At 65.5% G+C, this 17,105-nt stretch carries 21 protein-coding genes; 17 read left to right on the top strand and 4 right to left on the bottom strand.

Annotated elements, in window-relative coordinates; genetic code table 11:
- Window positions 1-34 precede the first annotated feature (34 nt).
- The 16 genes from secY to AC1RPL_RS12075 all read left to right on the top strand — a co-directional run bounded on the left by secY (window position 35) and on the right by AC1RPL_RS12075 (window position 15,075).
- Window positions 35-1,393 (top strand): preprotein translocase subunit SecY, encoded by a 1,359-nt coding sequence (gene secY, locus AC1RPL_RS12000; RefSeq protein WP_493069525.1) that lies wholly within the window; start codon window positions 35-37, stop codon window positions 1,391-1,393.
- Window positions 1,394-1,426: 33 nt separating this feature from the next.
- Complete coding sequence (locus AC1RPL_RS12005; protein WP_493069526.1) at window positions 1,427-2,080, top strand: adenylate kinase; 654 nt, start codon at window positions 1,427-1,429, stop codon at window positions 2,078-2,080.
- Window positions 2,081-2,653: 573 nt separating this feature from the next.
- A complete protein-coding gene (locus AC1RPL_RS12010) occupies window positions 2,654-3,343 on the top strand; it encodes a response regulator transcription factor (protein ID WP_493069847.1) in 690 nt (229 codons plus the stop codon).
- Window positions 3,344-3,848: 505 nt separating this feature from the next.
- Window positions 3,849-4,217, top strand: a complete 369-nt coding sequence (gene rpsM / locus AC1RPL_RS12015) for a 30S ribosomal protein S13 (protein WP_493069527.1) — start codon at window positions 3,849-3,851, stop codon at window positions 4,215-4,217.
- A 14-nt stretch (window positions 4,218-4,231) separates the two neighbouring features.
- Window positions 4,232-4,621, top strand: coding sequence for a 30S ribosomal protein S11 (gene rpsK, locus AC1RPL_RS12020; protein WP_025495450.1), 390 nt, complete (start codon window positions 4,232-4,234; stop codon window positions 4,619-4,621).
- A 96-nt stretch (window positions 4,622-4,717) separates the two neighbouring features.
- Entirely contained in the window at window positions 4,718-5,791 is a 1,074-nt protein-coding gene (locus tag AC1RPL_RS12025; protein WP_493069528.1) for a DNA-directed RNA polymerase subunit alpha, read from the top strand.
- A 168-nt stretch (window positions 5,792-5,959) separates the two neighbouring features.
- Complete coding sequence (locus tag AC1RPL_RS12030; RefSeq protein ID WP_493069529.1) at window positions 5,960-6,406, top strand: protease inhibitor I42 family protein; 447 nt, start codon at window positions 5,960-5,962, stop codon at window positions 6,404-6,406.
- 290 nt (window positions 6,407-6,696) lie between these two features.
- Window positions 6,697-7,119, top strand: coding sequence for a 50S ribosomal protein L17 (gene rplQ, locus AC1RPL_RS12035; RefSeq protein WP_493069530.1), 423 nt, complete (start codon window positions 6,697-6,699; stop codon window positions 7,117-7,119).
- Between the two features lie 295 nt (window positions 7,120-7,414).
- Window positions 7,415-9,553, top strand: a complete 2,139-nt coding sequence (locus AC1RPL_RS12040) for a prolyl oligopeptidase family serine peptidase (protein WP_493069531.1) — start codon at window positions 7,415-7,417, stop codon at window positions 9,551-9,553.
- 114 nt (window positions 9,554-9,667) lie between these two features.
- Window positions 9,668-10,276, top strand: coding sequence for a hypothetical protein (locus tag AC1RPL_RS12045; protein WP_493069532.1), 609 nt, complete (start codon window positions 9,668-9,670; stop codon window positions 10,274-10,276).
- A 105-nt stretch (window positions 10,277-10,381) separates the two neighbouring features.
- Window positions 10,382-11,938, top strand: a complete 1,557-nt coding sequence (gene guaA, locus AC1RPL_RS12050; protein ID WP_493069533.1) for a glutamine-hydrolyzing GMP synthase — start codon at window positions 10,382-10,384, stop codon at window positions 11,936-11,938.
- 50 nt (window positions 11,939-11,988) lie between these two features.
- Complete coding sequence (locus tag AC1RPL_RS12055) at window positions 11,989-13,167, top strand: winged helix-turn-helix domain-containing protein (protein WP_493069534.1); 1,179 nt, start codon at window positions 11,989-11,991, stop codon at window positions 13,165-13,167.
- On the top strand, window positions 13,164-13,736 hold the full coding sequence (locus tag AC1RPL_RS12060; protein ID WP_493069535.1) for a DNA-3-methyladenine glycosylase I: 573 nt from the start codon (window positions 13,164-13,166) through the stop codon (window positions 13,734-13,736). The genes AC1RPL_RS12055 and AC1RPL_RS12060 overlap by 4 nt, the downstream gene beginning before the upstream one ends.
- Before the next feature lie 60 nt (window positions 13,737-13,796).
- Window positions 13,797-14,417 (top strand): hypothetical protein, encoded by a 621-nt coding sequence (locus tag AC1RPL_RS12065; protein WP_493069536.1) that lies wholly within the window; start codon window positions 13,797-13,799, stop codon window positions 14,415-14,417.
- Entirely contained in the window at window positions 14,414-14,668 is a 255-nt protein-coding gene (locus AC1RPL_RS12070; RefSeq protein WP_493069537.1) for a CBU_0592 family membrane protein, read from the top strand. Before AC1RPL_RS12065 ends, AC1RPL_RS12070 begins: the two co-directional genes overlap by 4 nt.
- Window positions 14,665-15,075: a GNAT family acetyltransferase gene (locus tag AC1RPL_RS12075; protein ID WP_493069538.1), complete on the top strand. Its 411-nt coding sequence runs from the start codon at window positions 14,665-14,667 to the stop codon at window positions 15,073-15,075. Before AC1RPL_RS12070 ends, AC1RPL_RS12075 begins: the two co-directional genes overlap by 4 nt.
- Here the strand turns inward: AC1RPL_RS12075 and AC1RPL_RS12080 are convergent.
- Window positions 15,072-15,482, bottom strand: coding sequence for a DUF1801 domain-containing protein (locus AC1RPL_RS12080; protein ID WP_493069539.1), 411 nt, complete (start codon window positions 15,480-15,482; stop codon window positions 15,072-15,074). The genes AC1RPL_RS12075 and AC1RPL_RS12080 overlap by 4 nt on opposite strands.
- 74 nt (window positions 15,483-15,556) lie before the next feature.
- Between AC1RPL_RS12080 and AC1RPL_RS12085 the strand changes: the two genes are divergently transcribed.
- Window positions 15,557-15,904 carry an ArsC family reductase gene (locus tag AC1RPL_RS12085; protein ID WP_493069540.1) on the top strand — a complete coding sequence of 116 codons (348 nt, stop codon included), beginning with the start codon at window positions 15,557-15,559 and terminating at the stop codon, window positions 15,902-15,904.
- Window positions 15,905-15,913: 9 nt separating this feature from the next.
- On the opposite strand, the gene AC1RPL_RS12090 is transcribed toward AC1RPL_RS12085, so the two are convergent.
- The 3 genes from AC1RPL_RS12090 to AC1RPL_RS12100 all read right to left on the bottom strand — a co-directional run bounded on the left by AC1RPL_RS12090 (window position 15,914) and on the right by AC1RPL_RS12100 (window position 17,079).
- Window positions 15,914-16,366: a surface-adhesin E family protein gene (locus AC1RPL_RS12090; RefSeq protein WP_493069541.1), complete on the bottom strand. Its 453-nt coding sequence runs from the start codon at window positions 16,364-16,366 to the stop codon at window positions 15,914-15,916.
- A gap of 88 nt (window positions 16,367-16,454) precedes the next feature.
- Window positions 16,455-16,661 (bottom strand): helix-turn-helix transcriptional regulator, encoded by a 207-nt coding sequence (locus AC1RPL_RS12095; RefSeq protein WP_493069542.1) that lies wholly within the window; start codon window positions 16,659-16,661, stop codon window positions 16,455-16,457.
- A gap of 1 nt (window position 16,662) precedes the next feature.
- Complete coding sequence (locus AC1RPL_RS12100; RefSeq protein WP_493069543.1) at window positions 16,663-17,079, bottom strand: hypothetical protein; 417 nt, start codon at window positions 17,077-17,079, stop codon at window positions 16,663-16,665.
- Between the last annotated feature and the right edge of the window lie 26 nt (window positions 17,080-17,105).

The following is a 17,105-nucleotide window of genomic DNA, read 5'->3' on the forward strand; positions in this document are numbered from 1 at the left end:
CACCGCCGTTTCTGTTTCCGGGACAAACGAACACATGGCATCCGCCTCCGATCAACTTGCTTCCAGCATCAACCTGGCGAAGTTCGCCAAGGCGACCGATCTCAAGAAGCGCCTGTGGTTCACCCTCGGCGCACTGATCGTGTTCCGCATGCTGAGCTACGTGCCGCTTCCCGGCGTCGATCCCACCCAGCTGAACCTGCTCGCGCAGCAGACGGCGGGCGGCGTGCTCGACTTCTTCAACAACTTCACCGGCGGCGCGCTCAACCGCATGTCGATCGTCGCGCTTGGCGTGATGCCCTACATCACCGCCTCGATCGTGGTGCAGCTCGCGACTTCGCTGTCGCCGACGCTCAACGCGATCAAGAAGGAAGGCGAGAGCGGCCGCAAGCGGCTGAACCAGTATACCCGCTACGGCACGGTCGCGCTGACCGCGGTGCAGGGCTATTTCATCGCCGTCGGCCTCGAGACCTTCGGTGCCAGCCAGGGGCTGCAGCCCGTGGTGGAGCCGGGCATGATCTTCCGCATCGGCGCGGTGGTCAGCCTGGTCGGCGGCACCATGTTCCTGATGTGGATCGGTGAGCAGATCACCAATCGCGGCATCGGCAACGGCATCTCGCTGATCATCATGGCGGGCATCGTCGCCCGCCTGCCGATCACGATCGCCCAGCTGTTCGAAGGCGGCCGCACCCGCGGCGAGTGGTTCACCCTCGTCGCGATCGCCGTCGGCGTCGCCGCGCTCGTGCTGTTCATCTGCTTCATGGAGCGCGCCCAGCGGCGCATCCTGATCCAGTATCCCAAACGCCAGACGGCGCGCGGGGTGCAGGCGGAGCGCAGCCATTTGCCGCTCAAGCTCAACACCGCCGGCGTGATCCCGCCGATCTTCGCCTCGTCGCTGCTGCTGCTGCCGCTCACCGTAACCCAGTTTGCCGGCAGCATGACCGCGGGCGAGAACTGGTACAGCGACCTGATCATCAACCTGAACACCTGGCTGCGCCACGGCTCGCCGGTGTACATGACGCTGTACGGCCTCGGCATCGTGTTCTTCTCATTCTTCTACACCGCCGTGGTGTTCAACCCGGAAGAGACCGCCGAGAACCTCAAGCGTTATGGCGGGTTCATCCCGGGCATCCGTCCGGGCAAGAACACCGAGCTGTACTTCGATTACGTGCTTACCCGCATCACCGTGATCGGCGCGGCCTATCTGACGATCATCTGCCTCGTTCCCGAAGCGGTGTTCTCGTCGATGAGCGTTCCGTTCCTGATGGGCGGCACCAGCCTGCTCATCGTCGTCAACGTGACGATGGATACGGTTACCCAGATCCAGTCGCACCTGCTGGCGCACCAGTATGGCGACCTGATCAAGAAGGCGAAGCTGAAGGGCCGCGCGCGTTAAGCGCGGTCCAGGGCTTAAGAGGGGACAGGCTTAGTGAACATCATCCTGTTGGGCCCGCCGGGAGCCGGCAAGGGCACCCAGGCGAGTCGGCTCGAGGCGGACCGCGGCATGGTCCAGCTCTCCACGGGCGACATGCTGCGTGCCGCGCGCAAGGCGGATACGCCGCTCGGCCATCAGGTCGCCGCGGTCATGGACTCCGGTGCGCTGGTGTCGGACGAGATCGTCTCGGCGCTGATCGACGAGAAGCTGAGCACGCTGTCGGCGGAGCAGGGCACGATCTTCGACGGCTATCCGCGCACCGCGCCCCAGGCCGAGTCGCTCGACGAGATCCTGGAGTCGCATGACCGTGCGCTCGATTATGTGATCGAGCTGGTCGTCGATGAGGATGCGCTGGTCGAGCGCATCACCGGCCGCTTCACCTGCGCCAATTGCGGCGCGGGCTATCACGACAAGTTCAAGCTGCCCAAGGTCGCGGATACCTGCGACGTGTGCGGCCATCACGAGTTCAAGCGCCGTCCCGACGACAATGAAGAGACCGTGCGCACCCGCATGGCCGAATATCGCGCCAAGACCGCGCCGATCCTGCCGATCTACCAGGCCCGGGGCCTGGTGCGCGCGGTGGACGGCATGGCGGACATCGCCGAGGTCGGCAGCCAGATCGACGCGATCCTCGACGCCAAGGGCTGAGGGTCCGTTCAATCGACGGGAAAGGGCGCGGAGCAGTCCGCGCCCTTTTTGGTTTGGGCCTGCGCTGATCCAATTCCTTCCCCAGCTTGCTGGGAGGGGGACCATTCGCGTGGCGAATGGTGGAGGGGCCGGCGCATCGCGCCGGGACCCGCGGCGCCGCTCCACCACGCCGCTGCGCGTCGCGGTCTCCCTCCCCCAGACGAGCCCGGGGGAGGATTTTGAACGCCCGCCAACATTACGGTTTTGTCATTCCCCGGTCACCGCCCTGCGCAGCCCCACCGGCTATCAAGGACCTGTAGCCGGCAGCATCGCCGGCCACATATTCAAGGTCTCCAGCATGCGGTTTGCCCCGTTGCTCTTCCCGGCTCGTGCCGCGATCGCCGCCCCCGCGATCCCGGCCATGGCTCATGGTCTGGCTATTGCCCCTGCTCAGGCCGAGCCCGCCGGGAAGAGCGCAAGGTAAGCGGCATGCGACCTGAAGTCGCCGGTGCTGCCCTGGCATCGACGCAACGGCCGGCGGACACCCCCTTGTCCGTCGGCCGACCCTCTTCCCCGATCCTGTCCCCGCATCTTCTGCCTCCTCGTATCCTTATCGTCGAGGACGATCCCGCCTCCGCCGACTTCGTGCTGCGCGGGCTCAGCGCCGGAGGCCTCGCCGCCGAAACCTGCGGGGATGGCCGCCTGGGCCTCGAGATGGCGACGCACGGCGATTTCGACCTGTGGATCCTCGATCGCATGCTGCCCGGCCTGGACGGGCTGGCGCTGCTCGCTGCACTGCGCGGGCAGGGGCTGCGCACGCCGGCGATCATGCTCTCCGCGCTGGGCACCGTGGACGACAAGGTGACCGGGCTCACCGCCGGTGCCGACGACTATCTCGCCAAGCCCTTCTCGCTCGCCGAGCTGCGTGCGCGCATCGCCGCATTGCTTCGCCGTGCCGAGCGCAGCGCCGCCGAACTGGCGGCGACTCGCCTAATCGTCGGCGACCTCGATATCGACTTGCTCAGCCGCACCGTGACGCGGGCAGGGCGGATCGTGCCGCTGGTCGCGCGCGAATTCCACCTGCTCGAATATCTCGCCCGCCATGCCGGCGAAACCGTCACCCGCACGATGATGCTCGAGCATGTGTGGAATTGCCGCTTCGATCCCGGCTCCAACGTGGTCGACGTCCATATCGGCCGCCTGCGCCGCAAGCTGGAGGAGGGGATGGCGCCCATCCTCCACACCGTGCGCGGCGCAGGCTACCGGCTGTCGGCGGAGGGGTAGGGGGGGGCTCAACGCCAACCCCAATCCTAACCGTCACCCTGAACTTGTTTCAGGGTCCAACCCTCTACCGGCGATATCCCCCGCGGCGCCTTGGATGCTGAAACAAGTTCAGCATGACGGCGGTGGGCAGGGGGGGCGTCCCCTTGCAAAATAGGATTTCGCCTGCTCTCTGGAGAAGCGGGGCGACGCCTCCTCGCGCATGCGTGGGACTGTCAAGGGATTCAACGAATCGTTCAACCACTCGGTTGAACATCGCACCCCGGAAGGGGATGCAGGGGCTGCTTGGCGATGGGGGCACGATGGTGTATGAAGTCGGTTCCGGCGAAAGCCCTTCCCGCGGCGCTTGACTCAGCGCCGGCGGACGCATATGTCGCGCATCTTCCGAAAGACCGGTGAACGGCGGCGTGCTGGCACGCTTGTCGTGCCACTGCATTTCGGGATCAACGCTACGAGATGGGACGCGAGCTGCCATGCGGCGTCCCGTGGAGCTGGGAGAACAAATTCCATGGCACGTATTGCGGGTGTAAACATCCCGACCAACAAGCGCGTCGTTATCGCGCTGCAGTATATCCACGGCATTGGTGCGACCAAGGCCAAGGAAATCACCGCCAAGCTGAACATCGCCGACGAGCGTCGCGTCCAGGACCTTTCGGACCAGGAAGTGCTGCAGATCCGCGAAGCGATCGACGCAGGGTACACCGTGGAAGGCGATCTTCGTCGCCAGACCGCGATGAACATCAAGCGTCTGATGGACCTCGCTTGCTACCGTGGCCTGCGCCACCGCAAGGGGCTCCCTGTCCGCGGCCAGCGTACGCATACCAATGCGCGCACCCGCAAGGGCAAGGCCAAGCCCATCGCCGGCAAGAAGAAGTAAGGGAGCGCTGAACCATGGCACGTGAACCGCAGCGCATTCGCCGTCGCGAACGCAAGAACATCACCGCCGGCGTCGCCCATGTGAACGCCAGCTTCAACAACACGATGATCACCATCACCGATGCACAGGGCAACGCCATTTCGTGGTCGTCGGCCGGCATGATGGGCTTCAAGGGCTCGCGCAAGTCGACCCCGTACGCTGCTCAGGTCGCCGCCGAGGACGCGGGCCGCAAGGCCGCCGAGCACGGCGTGCGCACCCTCGAGGTGGAAGTGAAGGGTCCGGGTTCGGGCCGTGAGAGCGCGCTCCGCGCCCTCCAGGCAGTCGGCTTCCAGATCACGTCCATTCGCGACGTGACGTCGATCCCGCACAATGGCGTGCGTCCGTCGAAGCGTCGTCGCGTCTAAATCCTGCTTGTGCCGCGGATCCTGAGGCGGGTCCGCGGTCTTGCAGTTATTACCTGGCGGGATGGCCTCAAGTCCCGCCCAACATGAGGAAAGCCCGTGTCGGTCAACGCTAAGAACTGGCAGGAACTCAAGAAGCCCAACGGCCTCGAGAAGAAGCCCGGTGGCGATCCCAAGCGCAAGTCGACCTTCGTGGCGGAGCCGCTCGAGCGCGGTTTCGGCCTGACGCTCGGCAACGCGCTGCGCCGTGTGCTGCTCTCGTCGCTGCAGGGCGCCGCGGTCACTTCGATCAAGATCGAGAACGTCCTCCACGAGTTCAGCTCGCTGGCAGGGGTTCGCGAGGACGTGACGGACATCGTCCTCAACGTGAAGCAGATCGCGATCCGCATGCAGGGCGAAGGCCCGAAGCGCCTTCAGCTGTCGGCCACTGGCCCGACCGAAGTGAAGGCCGGCGACATCGCGGTGTCGGGCGATATCGAGGTGATGAACCCCGATCTCGTGCTTTGCCACCTGGACGATGGCGCGACGCTCAACATGGAGCTGACCGCCGACACCGGTAAGGGCTATGTCCCCGCCGCGTCGAACCGTCCGGCAGACGCCCCGATCGGCCTGATCCCGATCGACGCATTGTACAGCCCGGTTCGCCAGGTTTCGTACAAGGTGGAAAACACCCGCGTCGGCCAGGAGCTCGATTACGACAAGCTGACGCTTTCGGTCGAGACCGACGGCACCATCACTCCGGAAGACGCCGTGGCCTATGCCGCGCGCATCCTCCAGGACCAGCTGGCGCTGTTCGTCCACTTCGACGATTCGGCGGTTACCCGTTCGGCTCCGATCGGCATGGCCGCTCCGGCTGCTGGCGGCGCTGCCGACACCGGTGCGGGCGACGCGTCGCAGATCAACCGTTACCTGCTGAAGAAGGTCGACGAGCTGGAACTTTCGGTCCGCTCGGCGAACTGCCTCAAGAACGACAACATCATCTACATCGGCGATCTGGTCCAGAAGACCGAAGCCGAGATGCTGCGCACGCCGAACTTCGGCCGCAAGTCGCTCAACGAGATCAAGGAGGTCCTGTCGTCGATGGGTCTCCGCCTCGGCATGGAAATCCCGGGCTGGCCGCCTGAGAACATCGAAGAGATGGCCAAGAAGCTCGAGCAGGAGATCATGGGCTGAGCCCAGGATCCTTGCAGGAACAGGAAAGGGCCGTCCCGCAAGGGGCGGCCCTTTTCCCGTGAAGGCGCTGGTGCCCCCAAATCCGCGCTTGTTGCTCTGGCAGGTCGTGCGGGTTCCATGCGACATGCAACCGGATGCCGCCCAGGTTGCGGCAATTGGGGGAATGACATGTTCGGATCGAGAAGTGCTGCGTTTCTTGCCCTTGCCCTGGCGAGCCTGGGTACCGTCGGTGTCGCCGGCCAGGCCGCGGCACAGGCCGCTGCCGATGTGGTGCCGGCATTGACCCTGTCCGACAAGGACGCCGGGTCGACGCAGAACATCAAGGTGGGCGACGTGGTCGTCATCAACCTCCCCGAGTCTGCGAGCGACGGGTATAGCTGGGGTCTCAGCTGGGCGTCGGGCGGGTTCGTGGACGTGAAGCCGCCAAGCTATCAGGGGGCTCGAGGCGGCGGTGCAGGCCGTGCGGTCGGCGGGATGGGCACCAAGACCTTCTATCTCAAGGTGGGCGAGGCCGGCGCCAACCCGATCGCCTTCGTCCTGAAGCGTTGGTTCGATGATGATGGCGTCGCACCCAAGATGTTCGTGATCCTGTTCAACACCGCGCCTGCGAAGTGAGCTCGGAGGGGTCTGAGAACTGACGGATTGAACCGCGGCGGAGCTGTCCGGTCCATGGGCAGGGCGGGCTAGCTCCGCTTCGGAGCGTCGGCGGTCCGGCGGCATCCGTGTCGAGCGGCTTGACTTTCGCCGCCGAATCCGCTTTGGGCGCGCCTTCGCGAAATTCGCAAAGGGTTTTGGGCAGCGGCCCTTATCGCTGCCTGGTCCGGGGTACCAGCTGGGACTCCATCAAAGTAATATTTTGATGGAACCCGCTATACGGCCCCCGAACGAACGAGAAGGAAGTTACCATGCGTCATCGCGTTGGCGGCCGTAAGCTGCAGCGTACCTCGGCTCACCGTATTGCGCTGTTCCGCAACATGGCCGCGGCTCTCATCAAGCACGAGCAGATCACCACCACCGTCGCCAAGGCGAAGGAGCTCCGTCCCTATACGGAGAAGCTGATCACGCTCGCCAAGAAGGGTGGCCTGTCGAACCGCCGTCTGGCCCATGCCCGTCTGCTCGACGACGCCCAGCTGGTGAAGCTGTTCGACGTCCTGGCGGCGCGCTATGCCGACCGTAACGGCGGCTATACCCGCATCATCAAGACCGGCCCGCGCGCTTCGGACGCCTCGCCGATGGCAATCATCGAGTTCGTCGACCGCGACGTCTCGGCCAAGGGCCAGGATTCGGGCCCGGTGCTGATGGACGACGATTTCGACGCCGTCGCCTGATCGGTCTAGAAGGATAGCAAAGGGCGGTCGCACTTAGGGTGCGGCCGCCCTTTTCGTTTCGGGGCTGAAAGATTTCCTGCACTCCGCCTTGCCCCGCCGGCTCCCCACATTCGGGGCATGAACAGGAACCATCCATCCACCACCACCAGCTGGCTCTCCGCCGGCATGGCGCTGGCGCCGCTCGGCGCGCTGATCTGGGCCATTTCGGCGACGTCGATCGGCTATGCCTGAGCTGGCGCTTGTGCCTCTGTAGAGGGGCGATAAGACTAGGCGCATTCCCCCATTCGGAGGCTCCATGCGCCGCTCCCTCATACTCCCCCTGCTTCTCGCCACCCCAGCATTTGCCCAGACCCAGCCGGAGACCCCAGTGACCAAGCTAAGCTACCCCGAAACCCGCCGCGTCGATGTGGTGGAGGAGCAGTTCGGGGTGAAGGTCGCCGATCCCTATCGCTGGCTCGAGAACGACGTCCGTAACGACAAGGAAGTCGCTGCCTGGGTCGATGCCGAGAACAAGGTGACCAACGCCTATCTCGCCACGCTGCCCGGCCGGGACTGGTTCAAGACGCGGATCAAGCAGTTGTTCGATTATGAACGCTTCGGCGTGCCGCAGAAGAAGGGCGGCCGCTATTTCTACATGCACAATAGCGGCCTGCAGAACCAGGCGGTGCTGTTCGTCCGCGACACGCTGGACGGTCAGGGCCGGGTGCTGATCGACCCCAATGGCTGGTCGAAGGACGGCGCGACCGCGCTCTCCGAATGGGCGCCTTCGGACGATGGCAAGCATCTGCTCTACGCGGTGCAGGACGGCGGCACCGACTGGCGTTTCGCCAAGGTGCTCGACGTCGCCACCGGCAAGGACACCGGCGACATCGTCCATGGCATGAAGTTCACGCTGAGCGCGTCCTGGGCAAAGGACGGCAGCGGCTTCTTCTATTCGCGCTACCCGGATGTGGCGGCCGACGCCAAGTTCCAGGCGCTCAACGAAAACCACAAGGTCTTCTTCCACAAGCTCGGCACCGCCGAGAGCGAAGACAAGTTCATCTACGAGACGCCGGACCGCCCCAAATGGAGCCATTACGCCCAAGTGACCGATGACGGACACTGGATGGTGATCACGACCAGCGAAGGCACCGACGACCGCTACCAGATCACGCTGATCGATCTGAAGGACCCGGCGCATAAGCCGCGCACGATCGTCGCCGGCCTCGAGAACAGCTGGGGCCTGGCAGGCAATGTCGGCAGCAAGTTCTACTGGGTGACCAACAAGGGCGCGCCCAAGCACAAGATCGTGACGATGGATGTGGCGGCGGACACGCTGGCGGTCACCGATCTGGTGCCCGAGGATGCGGCGACGCTTGAGGGCGCGGCGATCGTAGGCGGCAAGCTGGTCGCGAGCTATCTGGTCGATGCCAAGACCGAAGTCCGCCGCTACACGCTGGACGGCAAGGCGCTGGGCGCGGTCAAGCTGCCGGGTGTCGGCACTGCCTCCGGGTTCGGCGGCGAGCCGGACGATGTCGAGACCTTCTACGCCTATACCAGCTTCAACGAGCCGAGCTCGATCTACCGCTACGACATGGCGACCGGCACCAGCACGCCCTGGGCCGCACCCAAGCTGCTGTTCAAGCCCGAGGACTATAAGGTCGAGCAGCGCTTCTACGCGTCGAAGGACGGCACCAAGGTGCCGATGTTCATCGTCCGCAAGAAGACCACGACCGGCCCGGCGCCGACTCTGCTTTGGGGCTATGGCGGCTTCAACGTGCCTTACGGCCCCAGCTTCTCCTCCTCGCGCCTGGCATGGCTGGAGCAGGGCGGCGTGTTCGTCCTCGCCAACATTCGCGGCGGCGGCGAATATGGCAAGGCGTGGCATGACGGCGGGCGGCTGGCGAACAAGCAGAATGTGTTCGACGATTTCATCGGCGCGGGCGAGTATCTGATCAACGAAGGGATCACCGGCAAGGACCAGCTGGCGATCCAGGGCGGCTCGAACGGCGGGCTTCTGGTCGGTACGGTGGTCAACCAGCGGCCCGACCTGTTCGCCGCGGCGCTGCCGGCGGTGGGCGTGATGGACATGCTGCGCTTCGACCGGTTCACCGCGGGACGCTATTGGGTCGACGACTATGGCTATCCGTCGAAGGAAGCCGATTTCAGGACACTCTACGCCTATTCGCCCTATCACAACGTGAAGTCGGGCGTGGCCTATCCGGCGATCCTGGCGACCACCGCGGACACCGATGACCGTGTCGTGCCCGGGCATACTTTCAAATACACCGCGGCGATCCAGCATGCCGATATCGGCGACAAGCCGCATCTCGTGCGCATCGAGACGCGGGCAGGCCACGGCGCCGGCAAGCCGACCGACAAGATCATCGACGAGGCGGCCGACCTCTGGGCCTTTGCCGCCAGGTGGACGGGGCTGGAGATCAAGAGCAAGTAAGCGGGGCGGCGCTATTCTGCGGTTGCCGAAGAATAGCGCCCGATCGCAAATCGGTTCAGCCACGCGACAGGCTGGCCTGCATAATCTCGTTTCATCAAGGTAACGGAGAGCAGCATGGCACTTCTGAAGCTCGTGGGCGGCGTGGCCGCGGTGGTGGCGATGACCGGGCTGGCGATGCCGGCCCAGGCGCAAAGCTGGCATCCCGAGCGCAGGCGCCACCATGAGGACAAGTTCGACGTGGGCGATGCGATCGTCGGCGGACTGGTCGTCGGCGGGCTGCTCGCCTTGGTCTCGAGTGGCAAGAAGAAGGCCCAGCCCGCGGCAGAGGTCTATGAGAACGTGCCGCCGCCGGAGGCGCGTGCGCCGATCGATACCGCGCCGGTGGATACCAGCCGCTATGCCGAGCCGGTCGAGCCCGGCAGCGGCCCGATCGCACCGACCCCGGCGCCTGATTCGGCCCGGTTCGACGGCCTGTACGACGAAGACGCCGCGGCGGACCGCTGCGCGATGGAGGCCGAGAGCATGGGCGAGCGTTATGCGCGCCTGGCGCATGTCTCTTCGGTCACCAGCACGGTCTGGAACGGCAGGAGTTGGGTGATCAAGGGCCAGGTCGAGTTGGCCGATGGCTATCGCGACACCACCAAGCAGAGCTACGGCTTCCGCTGTGCGTTCCGCAAGGGCAGCGATCCGATCGTGACGATCGCAGGGCTGCAGTCACTCTAGACGGATAGGGATGGGGGCGGCCGTCACGCTGCCCCCAGAATAATCTGCGCATAATCTCCCGCCCGGCCTTCCCCCCGACGCAGGTTCTGGCTAAGCGCGCTGGGCATGGACCAGCATGCAGATTCCATCCTCATCGTCGATTTCGGCAGCCAGGTTACCCAGCTGATCGCGCGCCGCGTGCGCGAGGCGGGCGTCTATAGCGAGATCGCGCCGTTCACCACCGCCGCCGAGGCCTTTGCCCGGATGCAGCCTAAGGGGATCATCCTCTCCGGCTCGCCCGCATCGGTGCTCGAAGAGGGCAGCCCGCGCGTCCCTCAGGAGATATTCGACAGCGGCTTGCCGGTGCTCGGCATTTGCTACGGCCAGCAGGTGATGATGCACCAGCTCGGCGGTACGGTGCAGCTCGGCGACAGCGGTGAGTTCGGCCGCGCCTTCATCGAGATCGACGATGGCTGCGTGCTGTTCGACGGCCTGTGGCGCGAAGGCGAGAACCACCAGGTATGGATGAGCCATGGCGACAAGGTGACCAACCTCGCCCCCGGCTTCCGCCCTGTCGCCCACAGCTCGGGCGCGCCCTTCGCGGTGATCGCCGACGATGACCGCCGCTATTACGCGATGCAGTTCCATCCCGAGGTGGTCCATACTCCCGACGGCGCCAGGCTGCTGGCCAACTTCGTTCGCCATGTCTGCGGGCTCACCGGCGACTGGACGATGGCGGAGTTCCGCCAGACCAAGATCGCCGAGATCCGCGCCCAGGTCGGCAGTGGCAAGGTGATCTGCGGGCTGTCGGGCGGCGTCGACAGCGCGGTTGCCGCGGTGCTGATCCACGAAGCCATCGGCGAGCAGCTGACCTGCGTGTTCGTCGACCATGGCCTGATGCGCTCGGGCGAGGCCGACCAAGTCGTCAGCCTGTTCCGCGGCCATTACAACATCCCGCTCGTCCATGTGGACGCCGAGGCGCTGTTCCTGGGCGGCCTGGCCGGGATCATCGACCCTGAGGCCAAGCGCAAGTTCATCGGCAAGACCTTCATCGAAGTGTTCGAGGAGGAAGCGAAGAAGATCGGCGGTGCCGATTTCCTGGCGCAGGGCACGCTCTATCCCGACGTGATCGAGAGCGTCAGCTTCACCGGCGGGCCTTCGGTGACGATCAAGAGCCACCACAATGTCGGCGGCCTCCCCGAGCGCATGAACATGAAGCTCGTCGAGCCGCTGCGCGAGCTGTTCAAGGACGAAGTCCGCGCACTCGGCCGCGAGCTGGGCCTGCCCGAGATCTTCGTCGGCCGCCATCCCTTCCCGGGGCCGGGCCTGGCGATCCGTATTCCGGGCGAGGTGACCAAGGAACGCTGCGACATCCTGCGCAAGGCCGATGCGATCTACCTCGAGGAGATCCGCAACGCGGGTCTCTACGACACGATCTGGCAGGCCTTTGCGGTGCTCACCCCAGTGCGCAGCGTCGGTGTGATGGGCGACGGGCGCACCTATGATTCGGTGCTGGCCCTGCGCGCAGTGACCTCGATCGACGGCATGACCGCCGAGGCCTTCGAGTTCCCCGGCGGATTCCTGCCGCGGGTGGCGACGCGGATCGTCAACGAAGTGCGCGGCGTGAACCGGGTGGCCTATGATTACACGTCGAAGCCGCCCGGCACGATTGAATGGGAATGAAAACCCGCTAAGGTACCCGTTATGTTCCGCGGGGCCTTGGAGGGAAGAGAGTGACGAGCCTTTCCCTCAAGCAGGCGCGCCGCATCTTCCTTGGTGTCCAGGGGTTCGGCGTGCGGCACCCGGCCAAGGTCGGTCCGCCGCACCTCCGCCGCACCGTCGAGCGGCTGGGACTCCACCAGATCGACAGCGTCAACGTGCTGACGCGAATGCACTATCTGCCCGCCTTCTCGCGGCTGGGCGGCTATGATCGCACCCTGCTCGAGCGCGACGCCTGGGGGCCGAAGCGCAGCCGCCGGCTCTTCGAATATTGGGCGCATGAAGCCTCGCTGCTGCCGGTCGAATTGCACCCGCTGTTCCGCTGGCGGATGGCGCGGGCCGAGCGCGGCGAGATCGGCTGGCGGCAACTCCGGCTGTTCGCGCATGAACGCCGGGGGGAGGCGCAGGTCGTGCTCGACCGGATTGCCAGGGAGGGGCCGCTCGCCGCTTCGGACCTGGAGAATGGCACCTCCAAGAGCGGCTGGTGGGAGTGGAGCGAAGCCAAGCTCGCGCTCGAATGGCTGTTCTGGTCCGGCCAGATCACCACCGCCACGCGCCGCGGCAGTTTCGAGCGCGTCTATGATTTGAGCGAGCGCGTGATCCCGCGCGCGATCTTCGACTTGCCGACGCCCGATGCCGCGACTGCCCAGCGCGCGCTGATCGAGCGCAGTGTCCGCGCGCTCGGCGTCGCCACCGCGACCGACCTGCGCGACTATTTCCGCCTCAAGCCCGAGGAAGCGAACCACGCCATTCCCGAGCTGGAAGAGGAGGGCGTGCTGATCCCGGTCCAGGTCAAGGGCTGGGGGCAGAAGACCTGGATGCACCGCGATGCCAGGCTGCCGCGCAAGATCGCCGGCGACGCGCTGCTCGCGCCGTTCGATCCGCTGGTCTGGGAGCGCAACCGCACCGAGCGGCTGTTCGACTTCCGCTACCGGATCGAGATCTACGTCCCCGCCGACAAGCGCACCCATGGCTATTTCGTGCTGCCCTTTCTGATGGACGAGGCGCTCACTGCCCGCGTCGACCTCAAGGCCGATCGCCAGAACAGCCGGCTGCTCGCCCACCGGATCACGCTCGAGCCGAACGCGTCCGGCGATACCGAGGCGCGGCTGGCGGTGGAGCTCAGGCGCATGGCCGACTGGCTGGGGCTGGGCGAAGTGCATATCGGCGAGACCGTGAGGGGAGCCCAATGACCGATGACCTGCAACGCTGCGCCTGGGCAGTGAGCGACCCGCTCAACCGATCCTATCACGACGCCGAATGGGGCGTGCCCGTGCGCGACAGCCGGGAATTGTGGGAAACGCTGATGCTCGAGGGCTTCCAGGCCGGGCTCGCCTGGATCGTCATCCTGCGCAAGCGCGAGGCGTTTCGCGAAGCCTTTGCCGGCTTCGATCCGGTCAAGGTCGCCGCCTTCGGGGACGAGGATATCGAGCGGCTGATGGGCAATCCCGGCATCGTCCGCGCCCGCGCCAAGATCGAGGCGACCATTCGCGGTGCGCAGATCTGGTGCGAGATGCAGGCGCGCGGCGAGGACTTCGCCGAATTCTGCTGGGCCTTCACCGGCGGCAAGCCGATCCAGTCGCCGGGCCACGGTTTCGTCGCCACCACGCCGCTTTCCGAGACGATCTCCAAGGAGCTGAAGCGCCGCGGCTTCAAGTTCGTCGGGCCGACGATCGTCTATGCCTGGATGCAGGCGGTGGGGCTGGTGAACGACCACCAGATGGGTTGCTTTCGCCGTGAACCGGTGGCTGCGCTTGCGTGAAGTGATTGCGGGCGTCCCGCGATAATGAGAAAATGCCGCGAAATGGGCAGGGGAATGAAAATGACGAACAAGCTGCGGCCATGCGCGCTCGCCGCGCTGGGCATGCTCGCCGCCTGCGTGCCCGAGATCAAGAAGCCGGTGGAGAACAAGGTTACGGCCAACGAGGCCGAGATCACCGTACCGCCGGCGCATGAGACCAATGCCGTCAATGCGAGCGAGGATGCGCCGGGCGTCGGCGTCAACCTGGCGCCCGACGAGCTGACGCTGGTGCTGCCCAATGGATCGGCGCGGCATCTGCGTTTCGGCACGGCCAAGCCGGACGCAGTGAAGATGCTCACCTCGGCGCTCGGCAGCCCGATCGAACAGGCCGACAACCAGGATTGCGGTGCCGGCGCGCTCGGCTATGCGGCTTTCCGCGACGGCCTGTCGCTCTACTTCCAGGACGGCAAGTTCGCCGGCTGGGACCTGGACGGCCGCGAATCGCCGAAGTTCACCACTGGTAACGGGATCGGCATCGGCATGACCCGCAAGGCGCTGGAGGCGGCTGGCCCGGCCGAGGTGGGTGAGACGACGATCGGGCATGAGTTCACCCTGGGCGGCCTGTCCGGCCTGCTCAGCTCGGACGCCCCCGACGGCAAGGTGACCAATCTCTGGGCCGGCGTGACCTGCATCGCGCGATGACCATTGAAAGGCTGCTGATCGAGATCGTCGGCTGGACCGGCGCGGGGCTGATTCTGGTGGCCTATCTGCTGCTGTCCACCGGGCGGCTGACCGGCCAGTCGCGCCTCTATCAATGGATGAACGTGGTGGGCGCAGCCTGTTTCGTGCTGAACAGCGGCTGGAACGGGGCGATCCCCTCGGCCTCGCTCAACGTGGTGTGGATGCTGATCGGCGCGGTGACCTTGTGGCGCATCGCAAGGCAGCCGGCATGATCCGGGAAGCACTCCAGGCCGATCAGGCAGCGGTGATCGCGCTGTGGCACGCGTGCGGGCTCACTCGGCCGTGGAACGATCCCGCGCAGGATTTCGCCCGCGCGCTGGAAGGTGCAACCTCCACCGTGCTGGTCGCGGAAGGCGAGGGCGGGCTGATCGGCAGCGTGATGATCGGCGACGACGGGCATCGCGGCTGGGTCTACTACCTCGCGGTGTCGGAGAGTGCGCGGCGCACCGGGCTCGGCCGGACACTGATGGCCGCGGCGGAGGAATGGCTGCGGGCGCGGGGCTGCCCCAAGGTCCAGCTGATGGTGCGCGATAGCAATGCAGAAGCGCTCGGCTTCTACGCGGCGCTGGGCCTGGAGCCGCAGGGCGTGGTGACGCTGGGACGCTTCCTGAAGGACTAGAGTTTCGCGCCCGGCAGCGCGCTCGCCTGCCGGATCCAGTCCGCCAGCTGTGCCTCGTCGATCGCATCGTCCTCGCGAATGTCGAGGTAACGGACCTCCTTCTGCTTCGACGCGCCCGGCGGCAGCGGATCGAGCGAGGTGCCGCGGAAGAAGCTGAGCTTCACATATTCGTCGAAGCAATGGAACGCGAGGAACCAGCCTTCGCCATCCGGCGCGCCATAGAAGGGCGTGTTCCACTTCACCGCCTTGCGCACGCCGGGCACGGTGCGGACCACCAGATCGTCCACCGCGCGCCCGATCCGCTGCTTCCAGCCTGGCATCGCGGCGATATAGGCCTGGACCGGCGCATCGCCGTCGCCCTTGGCGATCTGGGGATTGCCGCCGGAGAGGAGCTTGGGCTCGGTCATGGACGCTCCATAGCGGGCTTCTGCAAGGCCGTGGTCATCGCTATGGCTCCGCTCGACAGTGCAAAGGATCGCGGATGACCATTACCATGTACGGCATCAAGAATTGCGACACGATCAAGAAAGCGCGCACCTGGCTCGATGCGCATGGCATCCCCTACGCCTTTCACGACTACAAGGCGCAAGGGATCGATGCGGCGCGGCTGGCGCGGTGGAGCGGGATCACCGGCTGGGAAGTGCTGCTCAATCGGGCGGGCACGACTTTCCGCAAGCTGCCCGACGCCGATCGCGAGGGGATCGACGCCGGCAAGGCGGCGGCGCTGATGCTGGCCCAGCCTTCGATGATCAAGCGCCCGGTGCTCGAATATCCCGGCGGCGTGCTGGTCGGCTTCAAGCCGGAGAACTACGCCAAGGCGCTGCTCTAGGGGCGAGACTTACTTGTCGAAGCCCGTGCGGAACTTCTCGAGCACCCAGATCTCCGGCGTGGCGACGACCGGCGAGAAATAGTCGCCGCGGCCGCATACCGTGTTTAGCATGGTAAGCAGCACGGTGCCGGGCTTGGCCAAGGTCGGATCGCTCGGGCCCGCCTCGGTGTCGAGATAGGTGCCGCGCACATAGAAGCTGCTGTCGCGCATGAACGAAGTCATCGCCGAGCAGTCCGCCGAGCGGGTGAGCATCGAGCGATCGAAATCGCGCGTCGGGCTCGTCGTCTCGTAGATGGTCTGCTGCTTGAACGTCACGACATTGCCGTTGCGCCGCACCGAATCGACATCGACGAAATAAGCCATTTGGGGCGCCTGGCTCGAATAGGCGGCGAGACGCCAATTCTGTGCCGAAGCGGCGTGCGGCAAGGTAAGTGCGGCAAGTGCGAACAAGGCTAGGCGCATGCTGATTCCCCCAATCTGGCGGTAACCACGCTAGCGCGCCTTCGTGCCTGCGCAAGCCTTTCGTCTTCCGAACTGGGTCACCCACGGCTCATTCTTCCCAGCTGAATACGTCCTCCAGCGGCTTGCCGAACACCTGGGCGATGCGGAACGCGGCTTCGAGCGAGGGCGAGTATTTGCCCTGCTCGATCGCCGCCACCGTCTGGCGGGTGAGGCCGATCCGGTCGCCCAGCTCGGCCTGGGTCATCTCGCCGGCGAGGAAGCGCAGCGTGCGCACCTGATTGACGACCTTGGCCATGTCAGTGCCCCCGCCGGTAGCCGATGATCTGCGCGGCATAGTGGACGATCTCGGCGATCACGATCGAGCCCATGATCGCGTACGCCATTTCGATCTTGCCGAACCCCAGATGTACGCTTCCCGCAACGCAGATGACGAGAGTGATCAGCACGGGATAAGCAAGGGCATAGGCGCGCCGGGCAATGTCGCGGTCCCGCTCGTCGCTGCCGGCGCTGGCGTCGGCGGGGGCGAGCACGGCGGTGACGATCGCGGCGCCCGCCGCCAGGACCGCCTGGACGATCACCGCGCCGATGAAGCCGACGAAATACACTGCGCCGTGCAACTTCCCGCCGGTCACCAGCATAAAGCCGAAATAGCCGCCCCACACCAGGATCGTGGTCACTACAGAGATCCAGGCGATCTTTTCCTTGAATGGCATATTACACTCCGAGTCGGTAATTTCTG

This window comes from Sphingomonas sp. GW821-FHT12D09, from assembly GCF_058807215.1.

Excerpts from the sequence above, each read along its gene's own strand:
- secY (WP_493069525.1), top strand. The coding sequence starts at position 35 with ATGGCATCCGCCTCCGATCAACTTGCTTCCAGCATCAACCTGGCGAAG.
- AC1RPL_RS12090 (WP_493069541.1), bottom strand. The coding sequence starts at position 16,366 with ATGCGCCTAGCCTTGTTCGCACTTGCCGCACTTACCTTGCCGCACGCC.
- AC1RPL_RS12060 (WP_493069535.1), top strand. The coding sequence starts at position 13,164 with ATGACCGATGACCTGCAACGCTGCGCCTGGGCAGTGAGCGACCCGCTC.
- AC1RPL_RS12045 (WP_493069532.1), top strand. The coding sequence starts at position 9,668 with ATGGCACTTCTGAAGCTCGTGGGCGGCGTGGCCGCGGTGGTGGCGATG.
- AC1RPL_RS12030 (WP_493069529.1), top strand. The coding sequence starts at position 5,960 with ATGTTCGGATCGAGAAGTGCTGCGTTTCTTGCCCTTGCCCTGGCGAGC.
- AC1RPL_RS12065 (WP_493069536.1), top strand. The coding sequence starts at position 13,797 with ATGACGAACAAGCTGCGGCCATGCGCGCTCGCCGCGCTGGGCATGCTC.
- AC1RPL_RS12040 (WP_493069531.1), top strand. The coding sequence starts at position 7,415 with ATGCGCCGCTCCCTCATACTCCCCCTGCTTCTCGCCACCCCAGCATTT.
- rpsK (WP_025495450.1), top strand. The coding sequence starts at position 4,232 with ATGGCACGTGAACCGCAGCGCATTCGCCGTCGCGAACGCAAGAACATC.
- rpsM (WP_493069527.1), top strand. The coding sequence starts at position 3,849 with ATGGCACGTATTGCGGGTGTAAACATCCCGACCAACAAGCGCGTCGTT.
- AC1RPL_RS12095 (WP_493069542.1), bottom strand. The coding sequence starts at position 16,661 with ATGGCCAAGGTCGTCAATCAGGTGCGCACGCTGCGCTTCCTCGCCGGC.
- AC1RPL_RS12080 (WP_493069539.1), bottom strand. The coding sequence starts at position 15,482 with ATGACCGAGCCCAAGCTCCTCTCCGGCGGCAATCCCCAGATCGCCAAG.
- rplQ (WP_493069530.1), top strand. The coding sequence starts at position 6,697 with ATGCGTCATCGCGTTGGCGGCCGTAAGCTGCAGCGTACCTCGGCTCAC.
- guaA (WP_493069533.1), top strand. The coding sequence starts at position 10,382 with ATGGACCAGCATGCAGATTCCATCCTCATCGTCGATTTCGGCAGCCAG.
- AC1RPL_RS12100 (WP_493069543.1), bottom strand. The coding sequence starts at position 17,079 with ATGCCATTCAAGGAAAAGATCGCCTGGATCTCTGTAGTGACCACGATC.
- AC1RPL_RS12075 (WP_493069538.1), top strand. The coding sequence starts at position 14,665 with ATGATCCGGGAAGCACTCCAGGCCGATCAGGCAGCGGTGATCGCGCTG.
- AC1RPL_RS12070 (WP_493069537.1), top strand. The coding sequence starts at position 14,414 with ATGACCATTGAAAGGCTGCTGATCGAGATCGTCGGCTGGACCGGCGCG.
- AC1RPL_RS12085 (WP_493069540.1), top strand. The coding sequence starts at position 15,557 with ATGACCATTACCATGTACGGCATCAAGAATTGCGACACGATCAAGAAA.